Annotated in this window: 27 protein-coding genes; 17 read left to right on the forward strand and 10 right to left on the reverse strand. The window is 65.5% G+C overall.

Going from position 1 to position 24,641, the window contains the following annotated elements:
- The first annotated feature begins 59 nt into the window (after positions 1-59).
- On the forward strand, positions 60-938 hold the full coding sequence (locus RAD15_RS14940; RefSeq protein WP_458178652.1) for a DMT family transporter: 879 nt from the start codon (positions 60-62) through the stop codon (positions 936-938).
- Here RAD15_RS14940 and RAD15_RS14945 read toward each other — a convergent pair.
- Together RAD15_RS14945 and RAD15_RS14950 are read right to left on the reverse strand one after the other, a co-directional pair.
- Positions 935-1,126: a hypothetical protein gene (locus tag RAD15_RS14945; RefSeq protein ID WP_458178654.1), complete on the reverse strand. Its 192-nt coding sequence runs from the start codon at positions 1,124-1,126 to the stop codon at positions 935-937. The two genes, RAD15_RS14940 and RAD15_RS14945, sit on opposite strands and share 4 nt — an antisense overlap.
- A 31-nt stretch (positions 1,127-1,157) precedes the next feature.
- Positions 1,158-2,315, reverse strand: coding sequence for an MFS transporter (locus RAD15_RS14950; RefSeq protein WP_458179113.1), 1,158 nt, complete (start codon positions 2,313-2,315; stop codon positions 1,158-1,160).
- A 165-nt stretch (positions 2,316-2,480) separates the two neighbouring features.
- Between RAD15_RS14950 and RAD15_RS14955 the strand changes: the two genes are divergently transcribed.
- On the forward strand, positions 2,481-3,740 hold the full coding sequence (locus tag RAD15_RS14955) for an adenylate/guanylate cyclase domain-containing protein (RefSeq protein ID WP_458178656.1): 1,260 nt from the start codon (positions 2,481-2,483) through the stop codon (positions 3,738-3,740).
- A gap of 206 nt (positions 3,741-3,946) precedes the next feature.
- Here RAD15_RS14955 and RAD15_RS14960 read toward each other — a convergent pair whose 3' ends face one another.
- Complete coding sequence (locus RAD15_RS14960; RefSeq protein WP_458178658.1) at positions 3,947-5,191, reverse strand: MFS transporter; 1,245 nt, start codon at positions 5,189-5,191, stop codon at positions 3,947-3,949.
- Between the two features lie 166 nt (positions 5,192-5,357).
- Between RAD15_RS14960 and RAD15_RS14965 the strand changes: the two genes are divergently transcribed.
- Complete coding sequence (locus RAD15_RS14965) at positions 5,358-6,710, forward strand: Nramp family divalent metal transporter (protein ID WP_458178660.1); 1,353 nt, start codon at positions 5,358-5,360, stop codon at positions 6,708-6,710.
- Between the two features lie 5 nt (positions 6,711-6,715).
- Here the strand turns inward: RAD15_RS14965 and RAD15_RS14970 are convergent, their stop codons facing one another.
- From RAD15_RS14970 to hemB, 3 genes are all read right to left on the reverse strand, one after another.
- A complete protein-coding gene (locus tag RAD15_RS14970) occupies positions 6,716-7,492 on the reverse strand; it encodes an arginyltransferase (protein WP_458178663.1) in 777 nt (258 codons plus the stop codon).
- A gap of 149 nt (positions 7,493-7,641) precedes the next feature.
- Positions 7,642-8,175: an RDD family protein gene (locus RAD15_RS14975; protein ID WP_458178665.1), complete on the reverse strand. Its 534-nt coding sequence runs from the start codon at positions 8,173-8,175 to the stop codon at positions 7,642-7,644.
- Between the two features lie 340 nt (positions 8,176-8,515).
- Positions 8,516-9,577: a porphobilinogen synthase gene (hemB, locus tag RAD15_RS14980; protein WP_458178667.1), complete on the reverse strand. Its 1,062-nt coding sequence runs from the start codon at positions 9,575-9,577 to the stop codon at positions 8,516-8,518.
- 138 nt (positions 9,578-9,715) lie between these two features.
- Here hemB and RAD15_RS14985 point away from each other — a divergent pair, with 138 nt between their 5' ends.
- The 12 genes from RAD15_RS14985 (at position 9,716) to RAD15_RS15040 (ending at position 20,461) form a co-directional block, all read left to right on the forward strand.
- Positions 9,716-10,219 (forward strand): DUF6163 family protein, encoded by a 504-nt coding sequence (locus RAD15_RS14985; protein WP_458178669.1) that lies wholly within the window; start codon positions 9,716-9,718, stop codon positions 10,217-10,219.
- Between the two features lie 490 nt (positions 10,220-10,709).
- Entirely contained in the window at positions 10,710-11,228 is a 519-nt protein-coding gene (gene ldtR / locus RAD15_RS14990; protein WP_018320040.1) for a transcriptional regulator LdtR, read from the forward strand.
- Positions 11,229-11,430: 202 nt separating this feature from the next.
- Complete coding sequence (locus RAD15_RS14995) at positions 11,431-11,667, forward strand: hypothetical protein (protein WP_458179115.1); 237 nt, start codon at positions 11,431-11,433, stop codon at positions 11,665-11,667.
- Between the two features lie 43 nt (positions 11,668-11,710).
- Positions 11,711-11,932, forward strand: a complete 222-nt coding sequence (locus RAD15_RS15000; RefSeq protein ID WP_014494771.1) for a hypothetical protein — start codon at positions 11,711-11,713, stop codon at positions 11,930-11,932.
- Positions 11,933-12,191: 259 nt separating this feature from the next.
- The gene (gene glyA / locus RAD15_RS15005; RefSeq protein ID WP_458178672.1) at positions 12,192-13,490 is read left to right on the forward strand and encodes a serine hydroxymethyltransferase; all 1,299 of its coding nucleotides are present in this window, start codon (positions 12,192-12,194) and stop codon (positions 13,488-13,490) included.
- A 15-nt stretch (positions 13,491-13,505) separates the two neighbouring features.
- Complete coding sequence (nrdR, locus tag RAD15_RS15010; protein ID WP_128951432.1) at positions 13,506-13,988, forward strand: transcriptional regulator NrdR; 483 nt, start codon at positions 13,506-13,508, stop codon at positions 13,986-13,988.
- The gene (gene ribD / locus RAD15_RS15015; RefSeq protein WP_458178674.1) at positions 13,985-15,133 is read left to right on the forward strand and encodes a bifunctional diaminohydroxyphosphoribosylaminopyrimidine deaminase/5-amino-6-(5-phosphoribosylamino)uracil reductase RibD; all 1,149 of its coding nucleotides are present in this window, start codon (positions 13,985-13,987) and stop codon (positions 15,131-15,133) included. The genes nrdR and ribD overlap by 4 nt, the downstream gene beginning before the upstream one ends.
- Positions 15,133-15,759: a riboflavin synthase gene (locus RAD15_RS15020; protein WP_458178676.1), complete on the forward strand. Its 627-nt coding sequence runs from the start codon at positions 15,133-15,135 to the stop codon at positions 15,757-15,759. Before ribD ends, RAD15_RS15020 begins: the two co-directional genes overlap by 1 nt.
- Positions 15,760-15,823: 64 nt before the next feature.
- Positions 15,824-16,315, forward strand: a complete 492-nt coding sequence (gene ribH / locus RAD15_RS15025; protein ID WP_458178678.1) for a 6,7-dimethyl-8-ribityllumazine synthase — start codon at positions 15,824-15,826, stop codon at positions 16,313-16,315.
- Between the two features lie 3 nt (positions 16,316-16,318).
- Positions 16,319-16,813 (forward strand): transcription antitermination factor NusB, encoded by a 495-nt coding sequence (gene nusB, locus RAD15_RS15030; protein WP_458178680.1) that lies wholly within the window; start codon positions 16,319-16,321, stop codon positions 16,811-16,813.
- Between the two features lie 194 nt (positions 16,814-17,007).
- Entirely contained in the window at positions 17,008-18,006 is a 999-nt protein-coding gene (thiL, locus tag RAD15_RS15035) for a thiamine-phosphate kinase (protein WP_458178682.1), read from the forward strand.
- A 334-nt stretch (positions 18,007-18,340) separates the two neighbouring features.
- The gene (locus RAD15_RS15040; protein ID WP_458178684.1) at positions 18,341-20,461 is read left to right on the forward strand and encodes a sodium-translocating pyrophosphatase; all 2,121 of its coding nucleotides are present in this window, start codon (positions 18,341-18,343) and stop codon (positions 20,459-20,461) included.
- 106 nt (positions 20,462-20,567) lie between these two features.
- Here RAD15_RS15040 and RAD15_RS15045 read toward each other — a convergent pair whose 3' ends face one another.
- From RAD15_RS15045 to RAD15_RS15060, 4 genes are all read right to left on the reverse strand, one after another.
- Entirely contained in the window at positions 20,568-20,984 is a 417-nt protein-coding gene (locus RAD15_RS15045) for a carboxymuconolactone decarboxylase family protein (RefSeq protein WP_458179117.1), read from the reverse strand.
- Entirely contained in the window at positions 20,923-21,351 is a 429-nt protein-coding gene (locus tag RAD15_RS15050; protein WP_458178686.1) for a MerR family transcriptional regulator, read from the reverse strand. Before RAD15_RS15050 ends, RAD15_RS15045 begins: the two co-directional genes overlap by 62 nt.
- 233 nt (positions 21,352-21,584) lie before the next feature.
- Positions 21,585-22,586, reverse strand: coding sequence for a Bug family tripartite tricarboxylate transporter substrate binding protein (locus RAD15_RS15055; RefSeq protein ID WP_458178688.1), 1,002 nt, complete (start codon positions 22,584-22,586; stop codon positions 21,585-21,587).
- Between the two features lie 118 nt (positions 22,587-22,704).
- The gene (locus RAD15_RS15060; protein ID WP_458178690.1) at positions 22,705-23,190 is read right to left on the reverse strand and encodes an outer membrane protein assembly factor BamE; all 486 of its coding nucleotides are present in this window, start codon (positions 23,188-23,190) and stop codon (positions 22,705-22,707) included.
- Positions 23,191-23,288: 98 nt separating this feature from the next.
- Between RAD15_RS15060 and RAD15_RS15065 the strand changes: the two genes are divergently transcribed.
- Both RAD15_RS15065 and RAD15_RS15070 read left to right on the forward strand, forming a co-directional pair.
- Entirely contained in the window at positions 23,289-23,852 is a 564-nt protein-coding gene (locus tag RAD15_RS15065) for a ubiquinol-cytochrome C chaperone family protein (RefSeq protein WP_458178692.1), read from the forward strand.
- A complete protein-coding gene (locus RAD15_RS15070; RefSeq protein ID WP_458178694.1) occupies positions 23,849-24,418 on the forward strand; it encodes a YceD family protein in 570 nt (189 codons plus the stop codon). Before RAD15_RS15065 ends, RAD15_RS15070 begins: the two co-directional genes overlap by 4 nt.
- Positions 24,419-24,641 lie beyond the last annotated feature (223 nt).

Genomic DNA, 24,641 nt, shown 5'->3' on the forward strand with positions numbered 1-24,641 from the left:
TGATGCTGGCAGCAGCAGCGTGCTAGGGCCCGCGAAAAGCTCCGCGACAGGAGACGATTGTGGGGGAATGGGCAGGGGTTGCGATCGCGCTGGCGTCGAGCAGCCTCGGCGGCACGGCCGCGGCGATCACCCGCTATCTCGTCGGCGGTGCCGATCCCATCCTGCTGGCGATCCTGCGCTGGGGGATCGGCTTTCTCTGCCTTTTGCCGTGCGCGCTGATGCTTGGCGTGCGCTGGCCGCAGCGGCCGGACTGGCCGGCCGTCGCGGGGCTCGGCATCTGCTTCTTCGGGCTGTTCTTCATCCTCTACAACATCGCGGTGTCCTACACGACGGCCGCGCGCGCCAGCCTCGCGCTGGCGACGCTGCCGCTCCACACCATGGTGGTCGGCGCAATTCTCGGCGTCGAGCGACTGACGGCGCGCAAGATCACCGGTGTCGGCATCGCCGTGCTCGGCGTGGCGGCGGCGCTGGCCGCAGGCCTTGCGCAGAGCCCGCCCGGCGCCTGGCGCGGGGAGCTGATCATGACCGGCGCGGTGTTCTGCATGGCGCTCTACAACGTGCTGTCGCGGCCGCTGATGCAGCGCTCCAGTGCGCTGGGCTTTCTCACGGTCGGCATGGGCGCCGGCGCCGTCGTGCTGGTGCTGGCGGGGCTGGTGAAGGGCAGCTATGCGGCGCTCGATCACTTCACCACGGGGCAGTGGATCGCCGGCATTTATCTCGGCATTGGCGGCGGTGCGCTCGCCTTCATCCTCTGGGTCATGGCGCTGGCGCGGGCAACGCCGACGCGCGTCGCCAATACGATGACGGTCAATCCGATCGCCGCCGCCTTGCTTGCCGCGCTGCTGATCGGCGAGCCGATCACGCCAAATCTGCTGATCGGGCTGGTCGCCGTGTTCGCCGGCATCTGGATCGCGACCAGCGAGGCGAAGGCGACCTAGCTTTTCGGCGCTGCGGCTGCGGGCGGATTTGCTTCCGGCGTCTTCTTCGGCTTCAGCGTGCCGGCATAGAACGAAAGCAGCCACACCAGGAGGATGGCGAGGAGATAGACGCCCCAGGCCTGCGGCGGCGTGGTCGCCCAGCGCAGGAGGCCTTTGAATGTGCGGGGCGGGCCGGCGTTTTCAGTCATGGCCCGCTTGTGCGCGAAAGCCGTGGCGCGGTCAATCCGGCCGCCGCTCGGGGCGGATCAGGAACAGCGCCGCCAGTGCCGACAGGCTGAGCGCGGACGAGACGATCAGCACCTTGGCTCCCATGACGTCGATCAGGAGGCCGAACGCCAGCGGTGCCACCGCTTGCGCCATGCGCGCCGGCGCGCCGATGATGCCGAGCCGGTAGCCAAAGTCCTTCGGTCCGAAGATCGACAGCGGCAGCGTCCCGCGCGCAATCGTCAGGATGCCGTTGCCCGAGCCGTGGAACAGTGCGAACGCGCTCGCCGCGGCGCCGCCGAAGATCGCCACGACCACCGCGCCGATCGGATGGGTGAGGCAGGCGAGCCGCGTCGACCACAGCGGATGGAAGCGGCTGAGAAATCCCGCTTCGAGGATTCGCGCGCCGACCTGGGCCGGACCGATCAGCGCGCCGGCTGCGATCGCCTCGACCGGCGTCGCGCCCGTCGTCTCCAGGATCCGCGGGAAATGCGCGGCCATCGCGCCGGTCACCGTCCAGACTGCGGCGAAGATGAAGGCGAGCAGGATCATGGTGCGATCGAGCGGCAGATGCGGCTTCTCGGCCGTTGCCGCGGCCTGCTTCGCCCCCTTGATCGCGGGCAGCATGAAGAAGTTGAGGGGCAGGCCGATCAGGATGTTGGCGGCCGCCCAGGCAAAGCAGGTGTCGCGCCAGCCGATATGCGACAGGCCCCACGCGGTGAGCGGCCACCCGACGGTCGAGGCGAAGCCCGCCATCAGCGTGATGCCGGTGATGGGCCTGCGCGCCTCGGTTCCGTAGATGCGGCCGAGTGCGGCGAAGGCGGCGTCATAGAGCCCCATCGCCATGCCGATGCCGAGCACGAGCCAGGCGAACGCCATCACCGGAACGGATTGCGAGACGCCAAGCAGGGCGAGGCCGGCGGCAATGGTCAGGTTGGAGGCCGACAGCACCTGCCTTCCGCCGACGAGATCGATCTGCCGCCCGATGCGAGGGCCGAGCATCGCCGAGATCACCAATGAGGCCGAAAATGCGCCGAAGATCCAGTTCGAGGAGACGCCGAGGTCGCGCGCCATGGGGTCGGCGAGCAGCGCCGGCAAATAGTAGCTGGAAGCCCAGGCCAGGGTCTGCGTGGTGCCGAGCGCCAGGATGATCGGAAGCTGGCGCTGGCTCATATCCCTGTATTTCTGGTCGGCGGGGTCATCGACCAGCATTTGCAGCGGCGGCGAGAGCGCGTCAACAGCGCCTGCGGCATATTCGACCTGCTGCGAGCGGGAGCCTCGTCGCACGCGCTCGGCGCGCAGCCTTTCGCTCGTCACGAATGCACGCCATAATGGCGCATGCAATTGACCTCCCGCCTTGCGCTGATGAACTGGCTGGCCGGCCAGGGGCTCACCGGCCTTCCCGAACCCGAACTCTTGCGCGGCTTCTGTGAGCGCTGCCGCGCCGAAGGGCTGGAACTCTCGCGCGGGCTCGTCGTCATCGATACGCTGCACCCAATCTATGAGGGGCGCGCCTTCCGCTGGAGCGATACACCGACCAACGAGAGCGACGTCATCGAATACGGCTCGACGGCGGAGGGCGACGCGGCCAAGAACTGGCGCCGCTCGGTGTTCTTTCACCTGCTCGAGCATGGCAACGACGAGATGGTGATCGATCTCGCCGACGCGCCTTCGCTCGACTTCTCGCAGATCGGCGACCTCGCGGAAGACGGGCACCGGCATTTCCTCGCTTTCGTGCACCGCTTTGGCGAGACCGGAGCGCTCGGGCAGATGGACTGTCTCTATTCGTACTGGACGACGCGACGCGATGACGGCTTTACGGAAGCCGGGCTTGCCGCGCTGCGCGATCTCGTGCCGGTGCTGGGGCTCGCGATCAAGTCGGCGCAGCAGGTCGACATCGTGCGCACACTCGGGCGCGTCTATCTCGGCCGCGATGCCTCTGAGCAGGTCTTGCGCGGGCGCATTTCGCGCGGCGTCACCGAACGCATCAATGCCGTGCTGTGGTATTCGGATTTGCGCGGCTCGACCGGGATCAGCGAGAGCATTGGGCCGGACGAGATTATCCCGTTCCTCAACGACTATGCGCAGGCCGTGATCGACGCGATCCACGATGCCGGCGGCGACGTGCTGAAGCTGATCGGCGACGGCGTGCTTGCGATGTTCTGGGGCGAGGACATGGCGGATGCGCGCCGCGCCGCGTTGCGCGCCGAACACCTCTCTCGCAAGAACGTCGCGGCGCTGAACAAGCGGCGGGAGGCCGATGGCCGCCCCACCACGACAGCCTATATCGGCCTGCATGTCGGTCAGGTTTTTTACGGCAATATCGGCAGCGAGGACCGGCTCGATTTCACGGTGGTCGGCCCGACCGTCAACGAGGTCAGCCGCATCGCCTCGATGAGCCGCTCGGTCGATCGCGAGCTATTGGCATCGTCCGAGTTCTACAAGGGCCTGGATGCCGCCGGCCGCCGCTACCTCGTCTCCACCGGCCGCTATGCGCTCCGCGGCATCGGCCGCGCGCAGGATCTCTACACGCTCGATCCGGAGGTTGACGCGAGCGAGCCGGTGACGGGGAGTTACGAGCGATATCTGGCGAGTTAGCCTTGATGTCGTCCCGGCCTAGTGCGCAATTGCGCACGGGGGGCCGGGACCCATACCGCGTGATCTATCGGTGGTGGGTTGGCGTTAGTCCCACGCGAAGAGTTGATAACTACGAGTCTTCGCCCAATTTAATTCGGTGGTTATGGGTCCCGGCTTTCGCCGGGACGACGATGGAGTTTTGTTTTGCTCCTCGTTCGAGGGATCAGCTAACACCTTGCCGCCACCTCATCCCCCACCATGTCCGGCTGCCGGTCGAGCGCCACCGCAGGCGAGAGCCAGATCACCAATGCCTGCAGGCCGAACACCGCCGCCGCGAGATAGAGGCACGCCTCCGCGCTCCAGAACCCGCCGACGATCGCGCCCAGCGCCGAGCCGAGCGGGCGGGCGCCGTAGCTCATGATGTTGATGGCGGAGACGCGGCCCAGAAGGCGCGGCGGCGTCACAGACTGGCGCAGCGTCGTGGTCGAGATCACCCACAGGATCGGCCCGACGCCGAGCAGGAAGAAGCTCAAGGCCGCAAGCCAGGGCGAGGGGACCAGCACCGTCAGCGCCATCACCAGCGCGGCGATGAAGCCGGTCACCGGGCCGAGGCCAACCACGGTGCCGAACGCGATGCGCTGCATCACGCGCGTGGCGACCAGCGCGCCGATCACCATGCCGACGCCGTACATCGTCAGCACCGCGCCGACGCCGGCGGCGGTCAGGCCGAGATGGCGCACGGCGTAGGGGACGAATACCGCGATCTGCAGGAACCAGCCGGTGTTGAAGATGAACTGGGTGATGAACACCGGCCGCAGCAGCGGATGGTGAAACACGAAGGCTGCGCCCTCGCGGATGTCCTGGAACGGGTGCCGCCGCGGCGCGGGTGTGCGGGCGGGCTCGTAGATGCCGGAGAGCAGCACCACGGCGATCGCCGAGAGCGCCGCGGCAAAGCCGAATGCCGGGCTCGCGCCCCACCATCCCACCAGCGCGCCGCCGAACGCAGGTCCGCTCGCAAACGCGATGGTGCGCGCAAGCTCGATGCGGGCATTGGCGGCCGGCAGAAGATCCGAACTCACCAGCGAGGGCACGAGGGCCGGCGCGGCCACGCTGTAGACGACAGTGCCGCACACCGCTGCAAAGCCGAGCAGCGCCAGCAGCGGCAGATTGAGCGCGCCGAGCGCGAGCAGGAGCACGATCGCCGCAAGGGCGGCAGCCCGCAGCGCCTCGGCGCCCGCCATCAGCGAGCGGCGCGAGATGCGGTCGGCGAGCAGACCGGCCGGAATGGCGAAGAGAACGAAGGGCAGGGTCAGCGCGGTCTGGAGCAGGCCGGTCTGCCCCTCGGCCACGCCCAGCGTGAGCACGGCGACGATGGGGGCTGCGGCGAGCGCGATCTGCTCGGCCGACTGCGCCGCGAGGTTCGACCAGGCGAGACGGTTGAATGTGTCGGGGAGGCGAAGCGGATTTGACATGGCTCATTTCCTGCAAAGTCGGGTTCGCGCCAGTATCGGCCTCCGAGGACCGCCAAACCCACCCGCTTCCCGACACGGCGGGGCAAACCGGCCGCGCCGGAACCGACGCGGCTAGATGCAGTTGCAAATGAGTTGCAATAAGCCTCGACTTCGGTATTCTCGCCCTATGGATGCTCGCTCGCCCGAAATGACCCAGGATGCCGCCGGCTGGCGCGCTGATGCGCCCGTCACCAAGAGCCTCGCCGAGGTGAATTCCACGATTGCCATCCCGACGGCAGGGGTGTGGTGGCGACGGCTGCTCGCCTTCGTCGGCCCGGGCTATCTGGTCTCGGTCGGCTATATGGACCCCGGCAACTGGGCGACCGACCTCGCTGGCGGGTCGAAGTTCGGCTACACGCTGCTCTCGGTCATCCTGCTCTCGAACCTGATGGCGATCCTGCTGCAGTCGCTGGCGGCACGGCTCGGCATCGTCACCGACCGTGACCTCGCGCAGGCCTGCCGCGCCACCTATTCACCCGCCGTCAACTTCCTGCTCTGGCTCGCCTGCGAGGCGGCGATCATCGCCTGCGACCTCGCCGAGGTCATCGGCACCGCGATCGCGCTCAAGCTTCTGTTCGGCATTCCCCTGATCGGCGGTGCGCTGCTCGCCGCGCTCGATGCCTTCCTGCTGCTGCTCCTGATGAACCGCGGCTTCCGTTTCCTCGAAGCCTTCGTGATGGCGCTGCTCGCCGTGATCGCGGTGTGCTTCGCGGTCCAGATCGTGGCCGCCGCGCCGCCGGTCGCGGAAGTTCTGCACGGCTTCATGCCGAAGACCGAGATCTTCACCAATCCGGAGATGCTCTACATCGCGATCGGCATCATCGGCGCGACGGTGATGCCGCATAATCTCTATTTGCACTCCTCGATCGTGCAGACGCGCGCCTATGAGCGCAACGATGAAGGCCGGCGCGAAGCGATCAAATGGGCGACGACGGATTCGACCATCGCCCTGATGCTGGCGCTGTTCATCAACGCCGCGATCCTCGTGGTGGCGGCTGCGACATTCCACAAGAGCGGCCATTCGGATGTCGCCGAGATCGGCCAGGCGTTCGAGCTGCTGTCGCCGCTGCTGGGTCTCGGGATCGCCTCGACGCTGTTCGCCGTGGCGCTGCTTGCCTCGGGCCTCAACTCGACGGTGACGGCGACGCTCGCCGGCCAGATCGTGATGGAGGGCTTTCTCGACCTGCGCCTGCCGAGCTGGGCGCGCCGCCTGCTCACGCGCGGCATTGCCATCGTTCCCGTGATCGTCGTTACCGCGATCTATGGCGAGCGCGGCACCGCGGATCTGCTGGTGTTCAGCCAGGTCGTGCTGTCGATGCAGCTCCCCTTCGCGGTGATCCCGCTGGTCCGCTTCGTCTCCGACCGCCGCAAGATGGGCAAGTTCGCGATACCGACATCCGTCGCCGCGATCGCGTGGATCGTCGCGGGCATCATCGTGGTGCTGAATGTGAAGCTGCTGGTGGATACGCTGTTCGGGTGAACGAACTAATCCTGCGGCTCGGAGGCCGCATCGCCTTGCGCGTCGATGCGGAGCCAGCCTGAGGGCGCGAGGCGCTGCTGCGGCAGGAAGCGGGCCTTGTAGTCCATCTTCTTGGAGCCCTCGATCCAGTAGCCGAGATAGACGTAAGGCAACCCTTGCCGGCGGGCGCGGGCGATGTGGTCGAGGATCATGAAGGTGCCCATCGAGCGGCTGACCTGGCCCGGCTCGAAGAACGAATAGACCATCGACAGGCCGTCGCTGAGCACGTCGGTGAGCGCCACCGCGATCAGCTCCTCGCCGCGGCCGGTGATGCCGCTGTCGGGGCCGCGCTTGCGGTACTCGATGATGCGGGTCTCGACATGGCTGTCCTCGACCATCATGGCGTAGTCGAGCACGGTCATGTCGGCCATGCCGCCGTGGCGGTGGCGAGCGTCGAGATAGGCGCGGAAAACCGAATATTGCTCGGACGTCGGCACTGCGCTGCGCTGTTCGCTGATGATGTCGGAGTTGCGCGCCATCACCTTGCGGAAGTTGCGGGAGGGGCGGAACTCGTTGGCGACCACCCGGACCGAAACGCAGGCGCGGCATTGGTCGCAGGCCGGCCGATAGGCGATCGACTGGCTGCGGCGGAACCCGCCATGGGTCAGGAGATCGTTGAGATCGCCCGCGCGCTCCCCCACGAGGTGCGTGAACACCTTGCGCTCATGCCGGCCCGGCAGATAGGGGCAGGGAGAGGGCGCAGTGAGGTAAAATTGTGGGGTGTCGCGCGAGTGTTGGGTCAAGGGACGTCGTGGGCCTCCGAAGTGGGTATCAGCATCGCGCTACGAAAGCCCCTGGTCAATCGGTCTACTCGGCAGGTCAGATCAGTCAGTTTAGCCGGTCCTGGTTGATAGGTCCTTGATCGCCAGATCCTCAGTAGGTTCTGGCGGCTTTAGGTTCTGACGCCTTGGGGCACGGGTGCGCGGACGGAATTGTTGATCACGACCGTTCCCAGCACGAAATCATGCAGCAGGCGCCGGCGGCCGTTGAACAGGCCGACCAGCACCACGAAGGGCGACAGGAACGAGACCGTCACCCAGAACAGTACGGCATGGGTGGCGCCGAGCACGAAGTAGCCGGGCGCGCCGTACCAGGTGCGCAATTCCAGATCCATCACGCGCATGCCGATCGTCGCGGACGAGGGGCCGCCGATGCAGGCACCGTAATAGACGATGGCCCAGACCACGGACGCCGGCCAGGCCAGCCAGAACAGCGCCCAGCCGAGGCCGAGCGTGACCACGCCGAACAATGCGATGAAAAGGTAGCCGAGGATCACAGGTACCGAGATCACGACCATGTCGATCAGGAAGGCGAACGCGCGCCGTGTCGCAACGCCGCGGAACAGTTCCGGGTGCAGATAGGGATCGTAGGCATGCGGCTGTGCGCCGCCATCGTTGCGCCAGGCACCACCCGAGTCATACGACATGTCCGTCCTCCCAAGGGGAAACAGAGGGGCAAACCCTCGAAGCACGACATGGGAACAGGTCATCCCGGTGCCAAGGGTGCGGACATTAACAAGCCGAAATATTCCGGCGATTCGGGGGCGGGGGACTGGGGCGAGCTATCAACCCCGGTGTCGTCCTGGCGAAAGCCAGGACCCATTACCCCAAGAGGGAGTGATCGTCGCGAAACGCCCATCACGAGTCTTCGTCAAATGGAAGTCGGTGGGTATGGGTCCTGGCTTTCGCCAGGACGACGCTGTGGAGGCAGGGGCGCAAAACCCACTCAGCGTTTCGCTAAGCCTTCGCCGGGACGACCCGCGTAACTTACCCCTGCGCCCGCAGCTTCTCCGCTACCTTCGGCGCAAAATAGCTCAGCACGCCGTCGGCGCCGGCGCGCTTGAAGGCGAGCAGGCTTTCCATCATCGCGCGCTCGCCGTCGAGCCAGCCGTTGTTCGCGGCGGCCGCGATCATCGCGTATTCGCCGGAGACCTGGTAGGCGAAGGTCGGCATCGCAAAGGTGTCCTTCACGCGACGGACCACGTCGAGATAGGGCATGCCGGGCTTCACCATCACCATGTCGGCGCCTTCGGCGATGTCGAGCTCGACCTCGCGCAGCGCTTCGTCGGTGTTGGCGCTGTCCATCTGATAAGTACGCTTGTCGCCGGTGAGCGTCTTGGCCGAGCCGATGGCGTCGCGAAACGGACCGTAGAATGCGGAGGCGTACTTGGCCGCATAGGCCATGATCTGCACGTCGAGCAGTCCGGAGCGATCCAGTCCCTCGCGGATCGCGGCGACGCGGCCGTCCATCATGTCGGAGGGCGCGATGATGTCGCAACCGGCTTCGGCTTGCACCAGTGCCTGACGCACCAGCACGGCCACCGTCTCGTCGTTCAGGATCTTGCCGTCGGAAATCAACCCGTCATGGCCGTGGCTGGTGAAGGGGTCGAGCGCGACGTCGCAGAGGATGCCGATCTCCGGAAACTCCTTCTTGATCGCCCGGACCGCCTGACAGACCAGATTGTTCGGATTGGTGGCTTCCGATCCCTCCTCGTCGCGCAGGGACGGGTCGGTGTAGGGAAACAGCGCGAGGCAGGGGATGGTGAGCTTCATGGCGCGCTCGGCCTCGCGCACGGCCTGGTCGACGCTGAGGCGCTCGACGCCGGGCATCGAGGCAACCTGCTCGCGCTTGTTGTGGCCGTCGATCAGGAACAGCGGCCAGATCAGATCGTCGGTGGTGAGGACGTTCTCGCGCACCATGCGCCGGGCCCATTCGGCCTTGCGGTTGCGGCGCGGACGGATGGCCAGATCGAGGGCAGGGGAGGCAGCTGTGCCATCCCGGCGCGAAACCTCGCGCAATTCGATCGGACGTCCGTATTTGATCGCCATCACTCTTCCTCCGGCTGGAATTATTCTTATACCAGCTCGCATGGTTCCCGCCACCGCGGCTTGACCTGCCGCAAGGCAGAATTGAACCGACTTGGGCAGCCGATTGATTTTGTAGGGCGAAGCGGCCAGAAGGGTGCCATGTCCGAGATCTCCACCCGCGATGCGGCCCGCGACGGCGCCAATGGCAGGGACGCCGCCAGGGACAATGCCAGAGAGAAGGCAATGTCCGTGGCCGCGATCTCGTCGGAGCGCCCCGAGTCCGACGACAATGTCTGGACGCGCCGGCTGGTGCTGTTCCTGCGGCTGATGGCGCTGCTCTCGATTCTGAAAGGTCTCTATCACTGGGCGCAGGTCACGGGCTTCGTCGGTGGCGAGGACGAGGCCTTCGAGAACCAGTCGATGGCCTGGCAGGCCGCGACCGTCTATTTCGCGGTGATCGAGCTCGTCGCGGCCGTCGGCCTTTGGCTGGCCACGCCCTGGGGCGCGGTGGTGTGGCTGACGACCGTGGTGTCGATGGCGGTGATCGAGTTGATGTTCCCGGGCATCTACGGCGGCAGCCTGGTCGTGGTCGGGGTCGAGGCCTTCATGCTCGCCGCCTATCTCGCGCTCGCCTGGATGGCCGCGCGCGAGCGGCCGCCGTAGCGCGCACACTCTCGTGTCCCGGACGCAGCGCAGCGCTACTTCAGCGGTGCGCTGCAGAGCCGGGGCCCATCTCTCCAAGATCTCATTTGAGGCTTTCTGGGTCTCGGCTCTGCGCTGCGCTTGTCCGGGACACCAGCGTGGTCGTGGTGACTTGGTTGACCACTGGTTGCCTAAAATTCGCGGTAAGTTTTCATTGACCAGCCGGTTCCGCCACAGCTCTTACGCGGCCGTTTCGAAACGGGGCGGGGCTGTTCTGGAATGCGACAACAGGGGCGGACGGAGGGTGAACAGGACCTTGCGAAGGTCAACAGACGGTTGCGAAAAGTGCTTGTGGCACAGGCTTAATCCGCAATTCACTGTCTTAAATTCATGATCTCTTTATTCTCTTATTTAAGCCGATCTTCAAACGAGCCCCTTAAGTTGCACCTATCAGACGGGACACAAGTTTCGTCGAATAAGTGTCGATAAAAACGACAACAGGGGAAGTGTCATGATGAAAGCCGTCGCAACTGCGGCAGATACCGCAGAGCGCGTCTCCGGCCAGCAGGGTTCGGTGCAGTCGCTCTATCTGGAAGCTTTGACTCTGGTGGAGCGGCTGCATCGCCGGCTCCTCGACGTAATCAAGGATGAATTCGATCGCCGCGGCCGTGCGGACATCAACTCGGTCCAGGCGCTCTTGCTCTACAACATCGGCGACAAGGAGCTGACCGCGGGCGAGCTGCGCACGCGCGGTTATTACCTCGGCTCCAACGTCTCCTACAATCTGAAGAAGCTCGTCGAGCTCGGCTTCCTCGATCATCAGCGCTCGCGCGTTGATCGCCGCTCGGTGCGCATCCGCCTGACGCCGCAGGGCCAGGAAGTCCGCCGCATCGTCGACGCGCTCTACCAGAAGCACGTCAAGACGGTCGAGCAGGTCGGTGGCATCTCCGGCGAGGAGTTCTCCACGCTCAACAAGTCGCTGCACCGCCTCGAGCGGTTCTGGACCGACCAGATCCTGTATCGGCTCTGAGTTTCCAAAGGGATCAAGGCCAAGCCGGCCCGCAACAAGACCGGCAAGCCCTCCCGAACGTGCGTCAACTTCCCCAAGCGCGCCGGCCCGGATTTCCTCCGGACCGGTGCGTTTTACATTTTGCGCCTGCGAAAAATTCAGCCAGCGGTGGGAACCTGTTCCGGGGCTCGGCACTTATCTCCTTCGGATCGGAGGAATGTCGATGCTGGTCGAGCGCGGGCTTCAGGCGATGAATGTGGAACTCGTGAGCGAGGCCTATGCCATCGCCGCGAATTACCTTCGCCGCTCTGGCGCGATCCCCGACTCTCTCGTCACCGACGAGCGCCTGCTCGGGATCATCATCAAGCTGCTCCAGCACGGCGAATTCAACAAGATCAGGCTCGCCAACAAGGCGATCACGTGGTTCGAGACGCAGTCCGAGGCCCGCGCGGTTGCCTGATCAAAACTCCGAATATTTGCAAGTCAAAGAACCAGAGGATGCCATGGAAGCTGCCATCGACCGCATCATGCAGACCTATGACCTGCTCGCAAACCGCACCGCTGCGGCCAGCGAGGAGGCGCGGGCCAAGGTCACGAACTATCTCAATACGTTGATGGAAGCCGGCGAGAAAGACCCGCACAGGTTGACGGTCTGTGGCCTGACCTATCTGCGCCAGCTCGACGGCAGCGTGGACCCGGTGAAGGCGGGGTATACCGGTTTGTAGGGGGGCGCCGACCGCAACTGGCCCGGGAGAGTAAGGCCCAAAGCGGCCCCATTCCGAGTGTTCGCGGACGGGCGGTTCCTGGAAACCGCCCGGTGCCCAAAACCTCCAATCCCACCATATCTTGCATAAATATCAGGCCCGACCCGCAAATGCTTGGCCGGGGGCGGGCGATGTGGTAGATCGCGCTCGCCGCTTCCGATCGCCACACCAGACCGCCCGTAGCCCGCCAAAAGGCTGCGGCGGTGGAGATATTCGCAAGATGACCCTCGCCAAGACCGCCTCCGCGCCCGATTCGTTTTTCACCGCCTCGCTCGAGCAGGCCGACCCGGAAATCGCCGCCGCCATCAAGGGCGAGCTCGGCCGGCAGCGCCATGAGGTCGAGCTGATCGCCTCCGAGAACATCGTCAGCCGGGCCGTGCTGGAAGCGCAGGGTTCGGTGATGACCAACAAATACGCGGAGGGTTATCCGGGCGCGCGGTACTATGGCGGTTGTGAGTGGGTCGACGTCGCCGAGAACCTTGCGATCGATCGCGCCAAGAAGCTGTTCGGCGCGAGCTTCGCCAACGTGCAGCCGAACTCGGGCAGCCAGATGAACCAGGCGGTGTTTTTGGCGCTGCTCCAGCCCGGCGACACCTTCATGGGTCTTGATCTTGCGGCCGGCGGCCATCTCACCCACGGCTCGCCCGTCAACATGAGCGGCAAGTGGTTCAAGGCCGCGCACTACACCGTGCGCCGCGAGGACCAGATCATCGACATGGACGCGGTCGCCAAGCAGGCCGAGGAGGTCAAGCCGAAGCTGATCGTCGCCGGCGGCTCGGCCTATTCGCGCGCCTGGGACTTCAAGCGCTTCCGCGAGATCGCCGATAGCGTCGGCGCGTATCTCCTGGTCGACATGGCACACTTCGCGGGCCTCGTTGCCGGCGGCGTGCATGCTTCGCCCGTGCCCTATGCCCACATCACCACCACAACGACGCACAAGTCGCTGCGCGGTCCGCGCGGCGGCCTGATGCTGTGGAATGACGAGGCGCTGACCAAGAAGTTCAATTCGGCGATCTTCCCGGGGCTGCAGGGCGGCCCCCTGATGCATGTGATCGCGGCGAAGGCGGTCGCCTTCGGCGAAGCGCTGCGTCCGGACTTCAAGGTCTACGCGAAGAACGTCGTCGAGAACGCCAAGGCGCTGGCCGAGGCAATGAAGAGCCACGGCTTCGACATCGTCTCCGGCGGCACCGATAACCATCTGATGCTGGTCGACCTCAGGCCGAAGGGCCTGAAGGGCAACGCCTCGGAGAAGGCGCTGGTTCGCGCCGCCATCACCTGCAACAAGAACGGCATTCCCTTCGACCCCGAGTCGCCGTTTGTCACCTCCGGTATTCGTCTGGGCACGCCGGCTGCGACCACGCGCGGCTTCGGCGTCGCGGAATTCCAGCAGGTCGGCGGCATGATCGCCGAGGTCCTCAACGCGATCGCGCAGTCCTCCGACGGCAAGGCGCCGCTGGTGGAAGCCGCGATCAAGGAACGGGTCAAGGCGCTCACCGACCGGTTCCCGATCTATCAGTAAGGCTGGGCCAAGCGGATGCGCTGTCCGAACTGCAACAGTCTCGATACGCAGGTAAAGGACTCGCGTCCGACCGAGGACTCTTCCGTGATCCGCAGGCGGCGCGTGTGCGTCGCCTGCAATTTCCGCTTCACCACCTTCGAGCGCGTGCAGCTGCGCGAGCTCACGGTGATCAAGCGCAACGGCCGCCGCGTGCCGTTCGACCGCGACAAGCTGATGCGTTCGGTGTCGATCAGCCTGCGCAAGCGGCCGGTCGAGCCCGAGCGGGTCGAGAAGATGGTCTCCACCATCGTGCGCGAGCTCGAGACCGGGGGCGAGGCCGAGATCTCCTCCGAGGTGATCGGCGAGACCGTGATGGAGCATCTGCGCACGCTCGACGACGTTGCCTATGTGCGCTTTGCCTCGGTCTATCGCAATTTCCGCGAGGCCAAGGATTTCGCCGACGTGCTCGGCGAGCTCTCCGGTGAGGAGGAAGCGCGGCTCGCCGCGATCCGCAAATGATCTTCCGTATCCTGGAAGATCAGTTCGCCGCGAGGATCCGCGAGTCCAAGGACGCCGATCGCCGCTTCATGCAGTTGGCACTGGCGTTGGGCAAGCGCGGGCAGGGACGCACCTGGCCCAATCCGGCTGTCGGCGCCGTGATCGTCAAGGACGGTGTGATCGTCGGCCGTGGCTGGACGCAAGCAGGTGGACGGCCGCATGGCGAGCCCGAAGCCTTGCGGCGGGCCGGCGAGGCGGCACGCGGGGCCACGCTCTATGTCACGCTGGAGCCGTGCTCGCATTTCGGCAAATCGCCGCCTTGCGCCGATGCGGTGATCGCCGCGGGCATCAAGCGGGTGGTGGCGGCAATCGAGGATCCCAATCCCGAAGTTGCGGGCCAGGGCCATGCGCGCTTGCGCGCCGCCGGCATCACGGTCGATGTGGGCCTGTGCGCGGCAGAGGCCGCCTTCGATCACGCCGGTCATTTTCGCCGCATCCGCGATCACCGTCCGCATGTGATCCTGAAGCTCGCGGTCTCGCCTGACGGCAAGATTGGCGCAGCCGGCGGCAAGCCGCTCGCGATCACCGGCGAGGCCGCGCGCAACCGCGTGCATCTGTTGCGCGCGCAGAGCGATGCCATCCTGGTCGGCATCGGCACGGTGCTGGCGGACGATCCGCTGCTCACCTGCCGCCTGCCGGGCATGGCAGCGCGCTCGCCGGTGCGCGTGGTGCTCGATCAGAGCCTGCGTCTTCCGGCCTCGAGCCGGCTCATGGGCTCCGCGCGCGAGACGCCGCTCTGGGTGGTGGGGTCTGAGCTCGCCGAGGCTGCGGCCGCCACGCGGCTCGGTGCGGCCGGCGTGCAGGTGATCCGTACCCCGCCCGGGAGTGCCTCCGGGCTCGATTTACCGGCCGTGCTGCATGCGCTGGCCGAGAAGGGCATCACCCGCCTGATGGTCGAGGGCGGCAGCCGCGTTGCGGCATCGTTCGTCGCGGCCGACCTCGTCGACGAGATCTGGCTGTTCCGCGGCGCGGAAGCGGTGGGGGCTGACGGCGTCGATGCGCTCGATGCATTGCCCCTGTCGAAAATCACGCAGTCGCAGGCCTACAAGGTTCATGCTAGCGAGACATTCGAGCACGATACTCTCACCATCTACGAGCGCGCGTAATGTTCACCGGGATTGTCACCGATATCGGCGAGATCGTCAGCTTCACGCCGACGGCGCAGGGCCAGCTGCACCGGCTGCGCATCGCCTGCAGCTATGACCAGACCACCATTGCCGACGGCGCCTCGATCGCATGCAATGGTGTCTGCCTCACGGTGGTCGCTTCGGGCGTCGCAGGCGGCAAAGGCTCTAAGCAAAGTACTTGGTTCGACGTCGATGCCGCCGCCGAGACGCTGGCGCTGACGACCGCAAAGCACTGGAAGGTGGGCACGCGGCTCAACCTCGAGCGCGCCCTCAAGATCGGCGATGAGCTCGGCGGCCATATCGTCGCCGGTCATGCCGACGGCATTGCGACCCTGGTCAGCCGCGAGGACCTGCCCGGCATGGCGCGGTTCGAGCTCTCGACCACGCGGGAGCTGGCGCGCTTCATCGCCACCAAGGGCTCGATCACGCTCGACGGCGTCTCGCTGACGGTCAATACGGTGAAGGACGTGACCTTTTCGGTGCTGATCATCCCGCATACGCTTGATGTCACGACCATCGGCGGCTGGAAGGCCGACGCCGAGGTCAATATCGAGGTCGATCTGATGGCCCGCTATGCGGCGCGGCTGACGGAAATGACGGTTTAAAACTTGGCTTATCCGCCTGCGGCGACTACATAACGCGCCGACCCCAGTAGAACGGATTGAGACGATGGCAGACGCGCGGCGCGCACCCCTGAAGGACCAGACCGACATTTCCGGCGCACGCGCGCTGATTGTCGAGGCGCGGTTCTATGACGATCTCCAGGACGCGCTTCTGGACGGCGCGGTGACCGAATTGAAGGCGGCCGGGCTGACCCATGACGTCATCACGGTTCCCGGTGCGCTGGAAATTCCGGCGGCGGTGGCCATCGCCGTTGATGCGGCGGCCGCGAACGGAAAACCCTATGACGCGGTGATCGCGCTCGGCTGTGTCATCCGCGGCGACACCATTCATTTCGAGGTCGTCTCGCAGGAATCCTCGCGCGCGCTGATGGACCTTGCGGTTGCGCGCAAGCTGCCGCTCGGCAACGGCATTCTCACCGTCAACAATGAGGACCAGGCCTGGGCGCGGGCGCGCGCCAGCGAGCTCAACAAGGGCGGCGATGCAGCGCGCGCCGCGCTTGCGATGCTGCGCATCAAACGCCGTCTGGCGCGGGCCTGAGCCATGGCTGACACCAAGAAACCGGCAGCTTCTGCGGAGAAGAAAGCGAACCGTCGCGGTGCGGCGCGGCTCGCGGCTGTGCAGGCGCTCTACCAGATGGACATCGCGGGTGCCGGCATCAACGACATTTTTGCGGAGTTCGAAAGCCACTGGCTCGGCAACGAAGTCGAGGGCGACACGTATCTGCCGGCGGAAGCTGCCTTCTTTCGCGACGTTGTCTCGGGCGTCGTGCGCGACCAGAAGAAGCTCGATCCGCTGATCGACGAGGCACTGTCCAAGGGCTGGCCGTTGAAGCGGATCGAGGCGATCCTGCGCGCGGTGCTGCGGGCCGGGGCCTACGAACTGGAGCATCGCAAGGACGTCCCGGGCCGCGTCGTCATTTCCGAATATGTCGATGTCGCAAATGCGTTCGTCGACCGCGAGGAGACCGGCATGGTCAACGCCGTGCTCGACCAGATCGGCCGCCAGTTTCGCGGCGATGAGTTCGGGCGGGGGTAGGCATCCGCGAGGGCGGTGAAGTGATGCGATGTGGCTGCCCCATTCTCCGCAGTCATGCCCCGCGAAGGCGGGGCATCCAGTACGCCGCGGCCCATCGATTTCACACGACCGTCTCTGGAATACTGGATCGCCCGGTCCTAGTGCGCAATTGCGCACTGGCCGGGCGATGACAGCGGTGGATGTGGCTGACGCCGATGGCAAACCCGAAAAATCCCTCCGCCGAAGACTCCCTCATCGCGCGCTATTTCAAGCCGTTGGCGACCGATCCCGGTGCGTTCGGGCTGGTCGATGATGCCGCGATCCTGTCCTCATCCGGCGACGACATCGTCGTCACCACCGATGCCGTTGTCGAGGGCGTGCATTATCTTGCCTCTGATCCACCCGACACCATTGCGCGCAAGGCGTTGCGTGTGAACCTGTCCGATCTTGCTGCCAAGGGCGCGACGCCGGCCGGCTTCGTGCTGACGCTGGCGCTGCGCAGCAAGGAGGATGCCTGGCTTCGGCCATTCGCGGATGCGCTTGGCGAGGATGCCACAACCTTCGCATGCCCGCTGCTCGGCGGCGATACGGTGTCGACGCCGGGGCCGCAGATGATCTCGATCACGGCCTTCGGCCGCGTGCCCAAGGGACGGATGGTCGGGCGCACCGGCGCAAGGCCGGGCGACCGCATCCTGGTGACGGGGACGATCGGCGATGCCGCGCTCGGCCTCGACGTGCTCACCGGCGGGGCGGCGGCGGGGGCGCTCGCCTCCGATCAACAGGCGCGGGAGTTGCTGGTTTCACGCTATCGCGTGCCGCAGCCGCGCAACCTGCTGGCGCAGGCGGTCCGCGACCACGCGACGGCCGCGATGGATGTCTCCGACGGTCTCGCCGGCGATCTGACAAAGCTCTGCGCCGCGTCTGGCGTCTCGGCCATGGTCGACGTGGCGAGCGTGCCGCTGTCGGCTGCTGCCGCCGGCCTGGTTGCGCGCAACTCCGTTGGTGTCGAGACGCTGCTTGCCGGAGGCGACGATTACGAGGTGCTGTGCACCGCTTCGCCGGCGCAAAGCGATGCGCTGATTGCCGCCGGGCGGGCGGCCGGTCTTGCCGTCACGGCGATCGGGACGATTCTCGCCGGTCATGAGCGGCCCCGCTTCCTGGATGGGCAGGGCCAGGAACTGGTCTTGAAGCGGCTGTCTTACAGCCACTTCTAGAGCATGATCCGGAAAAGTGTGAAGCGGTTTTCCGAAAAGATCATGCTCAAACAACAACCTAAAGCGCGATGACGATTCATCCCTATCTCATCGCGCTTTAGGAATTGCTCCAAACCGGCGGTCGAACTCTCCGGACTGGCCGCAAATACCTGCCGAGATCGGCTTTTTCGGCCCTATCCGGCGTTGCACCCTCAATTTGATTTTGGCAAGCTTGTGACCGACTAGGGCCGCCCCTTCGAAAAGAGGGACGGCCTTGTTCAAAATCAAGGCGCTACCGCACGACGGACAATAAAAGGCGCCCGGGGTACATCAAGGATCTGAGGCAAAAAATCACATGACAGCATTATGGTTGATAGTGCTCTGCGGAGTGCTTTCCGTCGTCTACGCGATTTGGGCGACGTCTTCGGTGTTGAGCGCGGATGCGGGGTCGCCGCGCATGCAGGAGATCGCGGGAGCGGTGCGCGAAGGCGCACAGGCTTACTTGCGGCGTCAATACACGACGATCGGTATCGTCGGTATCGTCATCTTCTTCCTGCTTGCCTACTTCCTTGGTCTCTACGTCGCCATCGGCTTTTTGATCGGCGCCATTCTGTCGGGGGCCGCCGGCTTCATCGGCATGAACGTCTCGGTCCGCGCCAATGTGCGTACCGCCCAGGCTGCGACGACGTCGCTGGCCGGGGGCCTCGAGCTCGCCTTCAAGGCGGGGGCGATCACAGGCATGCTGGTGGCAGGTCTCGCGCTGCTCGGCGTGACACTGTACTTCGGCTTCCTGGTCCATTCGCTGAAGCTCGCACCCGATAGTCGCACCGTGGTCGACGCCATGGTGGCGCTCGGCTTCGGCGCCTCGCTGATCTCGATCTTCGCCCGTCTCGGCGGCGGCATCTTCACCAAGGGTGCGGACGTCGGCGGCGACCTCGTCGGCAAGGTCGAGGCCGGCATTCCCGAGGACGATCCGCGTAACCCGGCCACCATCGCCGACAACGTCGGCGATAACGTGGGCGATTGCGCCGGCATGGCCGCCGACCTGTTCGAGACCTATGCGGTGACCGCGGTCGCCACCATGGTCCTGGCGGCGATCTTTTTCGCCAAGACGCCGATCCTCGCCAACATGATGACGCTGCCGCTCGCGATCGGCGGCATCTGCATCATCACCTCGATCATCGGCACCTTCTTCGTGAAGCTCGGGCCGAGCCAGTCGATCATGGGCGCGCTCTACAAGGGCCTCATTGCGACCGGCATCCTGTCTCTGATCGGCATCGCCGGGGTGATCTACAGCCTGATCGGTTTCGGCAAGCTCGACGGCGTCGAATTCACCGGCATGGCGCTGTTCGAGTGCGGCGTCGTCGGCCTCGTCGTCACCGCGCTGATCATCTGGATCACCGAATACTACACCGGCACCGACTACCGTCCGGTGAAGTCGATCGCCCAGGCCTCGGTGACCGGCCACGGCACCAACGTGATCCAGGGCCTTGCCGTCTCGATGGAAGCGACCGCGCTGCCCGCGATCGTGATCATCGCCGGCATCCTGGTCACCTACAGCCTCGCCGGCCTGTTCGGCATCGCGATCGCGACCGCCACCATGCTGGCGCTCGCCGGCATGGTCGTCGCGCTCGACGCCTTCGGCCCCGTCACCGACAACGCCGGTGGCATCGCCGAGATGGCGGGCCTGCCGAAGGAGGTGCGCAAGTCGACCGACGCACTCGACGCGGTCGGCAACACCACCAAGGCGGTCACCAAGGGCTACGCGATCGGCTCCGCCGGTCTCGGTGCCCTCGTGCTGTTCGCGGCCTACAACCAGGACCTCAAATTCTTCGTTGCGGACTCCGCGCGCCACACCTACTTCGCCGGCGTCAATCCGGACTTCTCGCTCAACAACCCGTATGTGGTGGTCGGGCTGCTGTTCGGCGGCCTGCTGCCGTATTTGTTCGGCGCGATGGGCATGACGGCGGTGGGCCGTGCGGCCAGCGCGATCGTCGAGGAGGTGCGCCGGCAGTTCCGCGAGAAGCCGGGCATCATGCAGGGCACCGACAAGCCGGATTACGGCAAGGCGGTCGACCTGCTGACCAAGGCGGCGATCAAGGAGATGATCATCCCCTCGCTGCTGCCGGTGCTGTCGCCGATCGTCGTCTACTTCCTGATCTACGCGATCGCGGGCGGCGGCGCGGCCGGCAAGTCGGCGGCGTTCTCGGCCGTAGGCGCGATGCTGCTCGGCGTGATCGTGACGGGCCTGTTCGTCGCGATCTCGATGACCTCGGGCGGCGGCGCCTGGGACAACGCCAAGAAGTACATCGAGGACGGTCATTTCGGCGGCAAGGGCTCCGATGCCCACAAGTCGGCGGTGACCGGCGACACCGTCGGCGATCCCTACAAGGACACGGCGGGTCCCGCGGTGAATCCGATGATCAAGATCACCAACATCGTGGCCTTGTTGCTGCTGGCGATCCTGGCGCACTGAGCGGCGATGAGGTGAAAGAGATAACCCCGCGGCGAAAGCCGCGGGGTTATTTGTCAGGGGCAGCGCGGTCCGGCTGCACGACAAGACAGGGTTCGACGGTCGAGCCTCAGGCTTTCGGCTCCGATCCGTCCTCGGCTCTTTGCGCAAATACCTCCTTCGCTGCGAACAGGCCGTTGAGGGCTGCCGGGAAGCCGGCATAGACGGCCATCTGCATGAGGATCTCGATAATCTCCTCTCGGCCGAGCCCGACATTCAGACCTGCCTCGATATGCACCTTGAGCTGAGGTGTGGCGTTCCCCATGGCTGCGAGCGCTGCGATCGTTGCGATTTCGCGCGAACGGACGTCGAGCCCGGGCCGTGAGTAGATGTCGCCAAATGGAAACTCGAATATATAGGTGGCGAAGTCTGGGGCGATATCACCAAGCGCCGCCACGACCTTATGGCCGGCCTCTCCGTCGATCTCAGCGAGCGCGCGGCGACCGCGCTCCAACCGGCTTTCGCCGGCGTTCGGGAAGTGTTGCATCATAATCCTTCATCCTCTGTTCCGTTTCGGCATAACCGCCGATCTTGGTGTCGAGGACGAGAAGACAGGCATTCAGTTCGTCGACGTGGGCACGCACGCTTTCGCGGTGCCGCTCCAGCAGCGCGCGCCGCTCGGCCTCGGTACCGCTGCCTCGCTCCCGGAGTTCCGCGTAAAGCAGTATGTCCCGGATCGGCATACCAGTCGTCTTCAGGCGGCCGAGAAACTCGATCCACACAAGGATCGAGGCATCGTAGTCACGTTGGCTGGATCGATCCCGCTCGGCGTAAGGCATCAGTCCGATCCGCTCGTAATAGCGGATCGTATGGGCAGTCAGTCCGGAACGCTTCGCGAGTTCGCCGATCTTCATGCCTGTCTCTCATCACGACGCGCGGAAACTACGAGTTCGAGCGCACTCTAAGTCAAGAGACATTTGGGCCTGCCCATGCGAGTCTCGCGCCGTCGGCAACACGGTCGTGCCGGAGAGCCGGCTGATCGAGACAATGAGCAGGCAGGCCCCGTCGAGCCGATTGGGAGCGACGTTGTACGCTTGTTCGGTCGATACGTGCGGTCAAGCCATCGGGCGCGCCACAACCGAGCGAGCTACTGCACATCCATCTGCAAGCCTTCCTTCTGGATGATGCCGGCGAATTTCTTCGTCTCGGCGTCCACGAAGTCCGCGAACTGCTGCGGGGTGCCGTAGTCGGCGCGGGCGCCCATGGCGGCGATGTTCTTCTTGATGTCGTCGCGCTCGAGCATCGCCTTGACCTGGAGATTGAGCGCCTCGAGGACCGGGGCGGGGGCGCCTTTCGGCAGGAACACGGCGAACCAGGACGACACGTCGAAACCCGCCAGCTCGGGCGCGCTCTCGCGCATGGTCGGCAGGTTCGGCGCGAGGTCGCTGCGCTCGGGCGTGGTGACGCAGAGGCCGGTGAGGGTGCCGTTCTGCACCTGCGGCAGGCTTGGATAGAGGTTGTCGAACAGGATCTGGATGTCGCCGGCGAGCGCGGCCTGGAGCGCGGGTCCGGCGCCGCGGAACGGGATGTGCGTCATCTTCAGCCCGGTGAGCTGGAGAAACCAGGCGCCGGTGAGGTGGGGGCTCTGTCCGACGCCGGAGGAAGCGTAGCTGAGCTTGTCCGGATTGGCCTTGAGGTAAGCGATCAGCTCGGCGACCGATTTGATGCCGGTTTTCGGATGCGCCGAGACGATGTTCGGGATCCGGATCATGTTGGAGACCGGCTGGAGCTGGTCCGGCTTGTAGGTCAGGTTCTTGAAGATGCTGTAGGCGATCGCGTTCGGCCCGGGGTTGCCGATCAGGATGGTGTGTCCGTCCGGCTTGGCACGGACCACTTCGGCCGTGCCGATCGTGCCGCCGCCGCCGGAGCGGTTTTCCACGACGGCCGACTGGCCCCAGGCGGTTTGCAGATGCGCGGCGAGGAGCCGGCCCATCACGTCGGTCGAGCCGCCGGCCGCAGCCGGGACGACAAGGCGGACATTTTCGGTGGGCTTCCAGTCCGCCAGGCTCGATCGCGGCAGGATCGCCGCGGCCGAGAGGCCGGCAGCACCGGTGAGCACGCGACGGCGGGACAGAAATTTATCGGGCACGAATCCACTCCCTGTTTCTTGCTTTGCAGGGGAGCGTATGGAACCCGGCGCGCAACGGCAAGCCGCACGCGACCGCAAGGGCCGCGTGGACAGCGGCAGGACGCCGCAGGATGAAGGCTCAGTTAAAGCTGAGCAGCTTGAACAGCGGTGCGAGGTAGCTCATCTCCTGGCCCGACGTCGCCGTGGTGCGGCTGATGAAGTCGAAGATCTTGCCGTCCTGGAGGCCGTAATTCGCAAGCCGGCGAACGCGCCGGTTCTTGTCGAAATAGATCGCGATCACGCGCTGGTCGACCACCTTCTGGTTCATGAAGGCGACCATGCGCTCGGAGCGCTGCGAGATGTAGTAGAACACTTCACCGTCGAGGGTCGCGACCGTCGAGGGCGTGCCCATCACGATCAGCACCTGGTCCTGGCTCGCGCCGATCGGAATCTGCTCCAGCGCGCCGGGCGGCAGGATGTAACCCTTCTGGAATTGTTCGCCGCTGCAGCCCGCAAGCGCCGCGCCGACCAGCGTGACGGCCGCGAGCATGCGCAGGCCGCGCCAGCGTGCATGAATGCCGCGCCGCTTGTCTGCGCGCAGGCTGGTCTGGTTCGTTATCGTCATAGCGGAACTGATTCCGTCCCCTTGCGTCGCGCGAGGCGCTGAAGTACCGGGCGGAGGCTCTGAATGCAACACACGCGCGCCCGCTTGCGGAAACCACAATGCTTTGGCCGTTCAATCACTTCAGGAAACCCCGACTAGCCCCGTCGGGCACCATTGAAGCCATCTATGGCATGATCGTGACGCAGGCGCGAGAACCCATATTTTACCGCGACTTGGGCGTGCCTGATACGGTTAACGGGCGTTTCGACCTGTTGCTGCTGCATCTCTGGCTGCTGCTGCGCCGCCTGCGCACGGTCCAGGGCGACACTGGAGGCGCCACCGCGCTGTCGCAGGCGCTGTTCGACCGCTTCTGTGAGGACATGGACGACAATCTGCGCGAGATGGGGGTGGGCGACCAGACCGTGCCGAAGCGGATGCGGGCATTCGGCGAGGCCTTTTATGGCCGCGTCCAGGCCTATGACCAGGCCATGGAGGGCGGCGGCGAGGCGCTGGCATCGGCGATCTGCAAGAATATCTTGAATGGGACCGGCCTGGACCAGGCGCAGCGGCTCGCGGTCTATGCCCGGGCCACGGAAGCCGATCTCGGCCGGACCGACGAGGCCGCGCTGCTGCGCGCGGCCTTCAAATTTCCCCCGGCGCTCCCTGAGGATGTCACACCATGAGCCGACCGACGACCGGATCCGAGCCCGATCCCTGGCGGGCGCCCGTCATTGTCGCGCAGATCCCCGATACCGGGCTGCACCGCAAGCTCGAGGCCTCGGCCGCCGAGCGGCAGGCCATTGCCGCGGTCGCAGGCCTGCGGGAGGTCCTCTCTGCCAGCGCAGATTTCGAGGTCGTGCCGAAAAGCGGCGGCCGGATCCAGGTCACGGGGCACGTCCGCGCCCTGATCGGCCAGACCTGCGTGGTCACGCTCGATCCGATCGAGAGCGATATCGAGGAGGAGGTGGACCTGACATTCGCCCCCGAGGCCGAGGCACGGCGGCTGGCCGACCTGATCGAGGAGGGGCGGGACGACAAGGAGCCGCCGGAGGTCGCCGACCCGCCGGAGCCGATCGTCAACGGCATCATCGACCTCGGCCGCCTCGCCACCGACGCCCTGTTCCTGGCGATCGATCCCTATCCCCGCAAGCAGGGGGTCGTATTCGAGGCGGAGGTCACCGCCCCCGATCCGGAGGACCATCCCTTCGCGGCACTGAAGGCGCTGCAGGACAAGAAGAAAGGCCAATAGCCGCCGCTTCCCCGTAGGACCGCTTTGCTACGGGGGTGAGGCGTTTGCGGGGATGGTTTGAAAGCCTGATTTATCTATTTGATTTCCATGTATTTCCTGCGAATCTGCCGGCCCGTCGCCGGATCGCCCCGAATGCAAAAGGCTGGGGGCAAGAGGTTGTTTCGGGGGCACAAAACGCTATTGTCGCGCCCCGGTTCGGGTGCGGCGTGGCGCTTGGCCGGGT

The sequence above is a fragment of the Bradyrhizobium sp. 14AA genome, assembly GCF_054185205.1.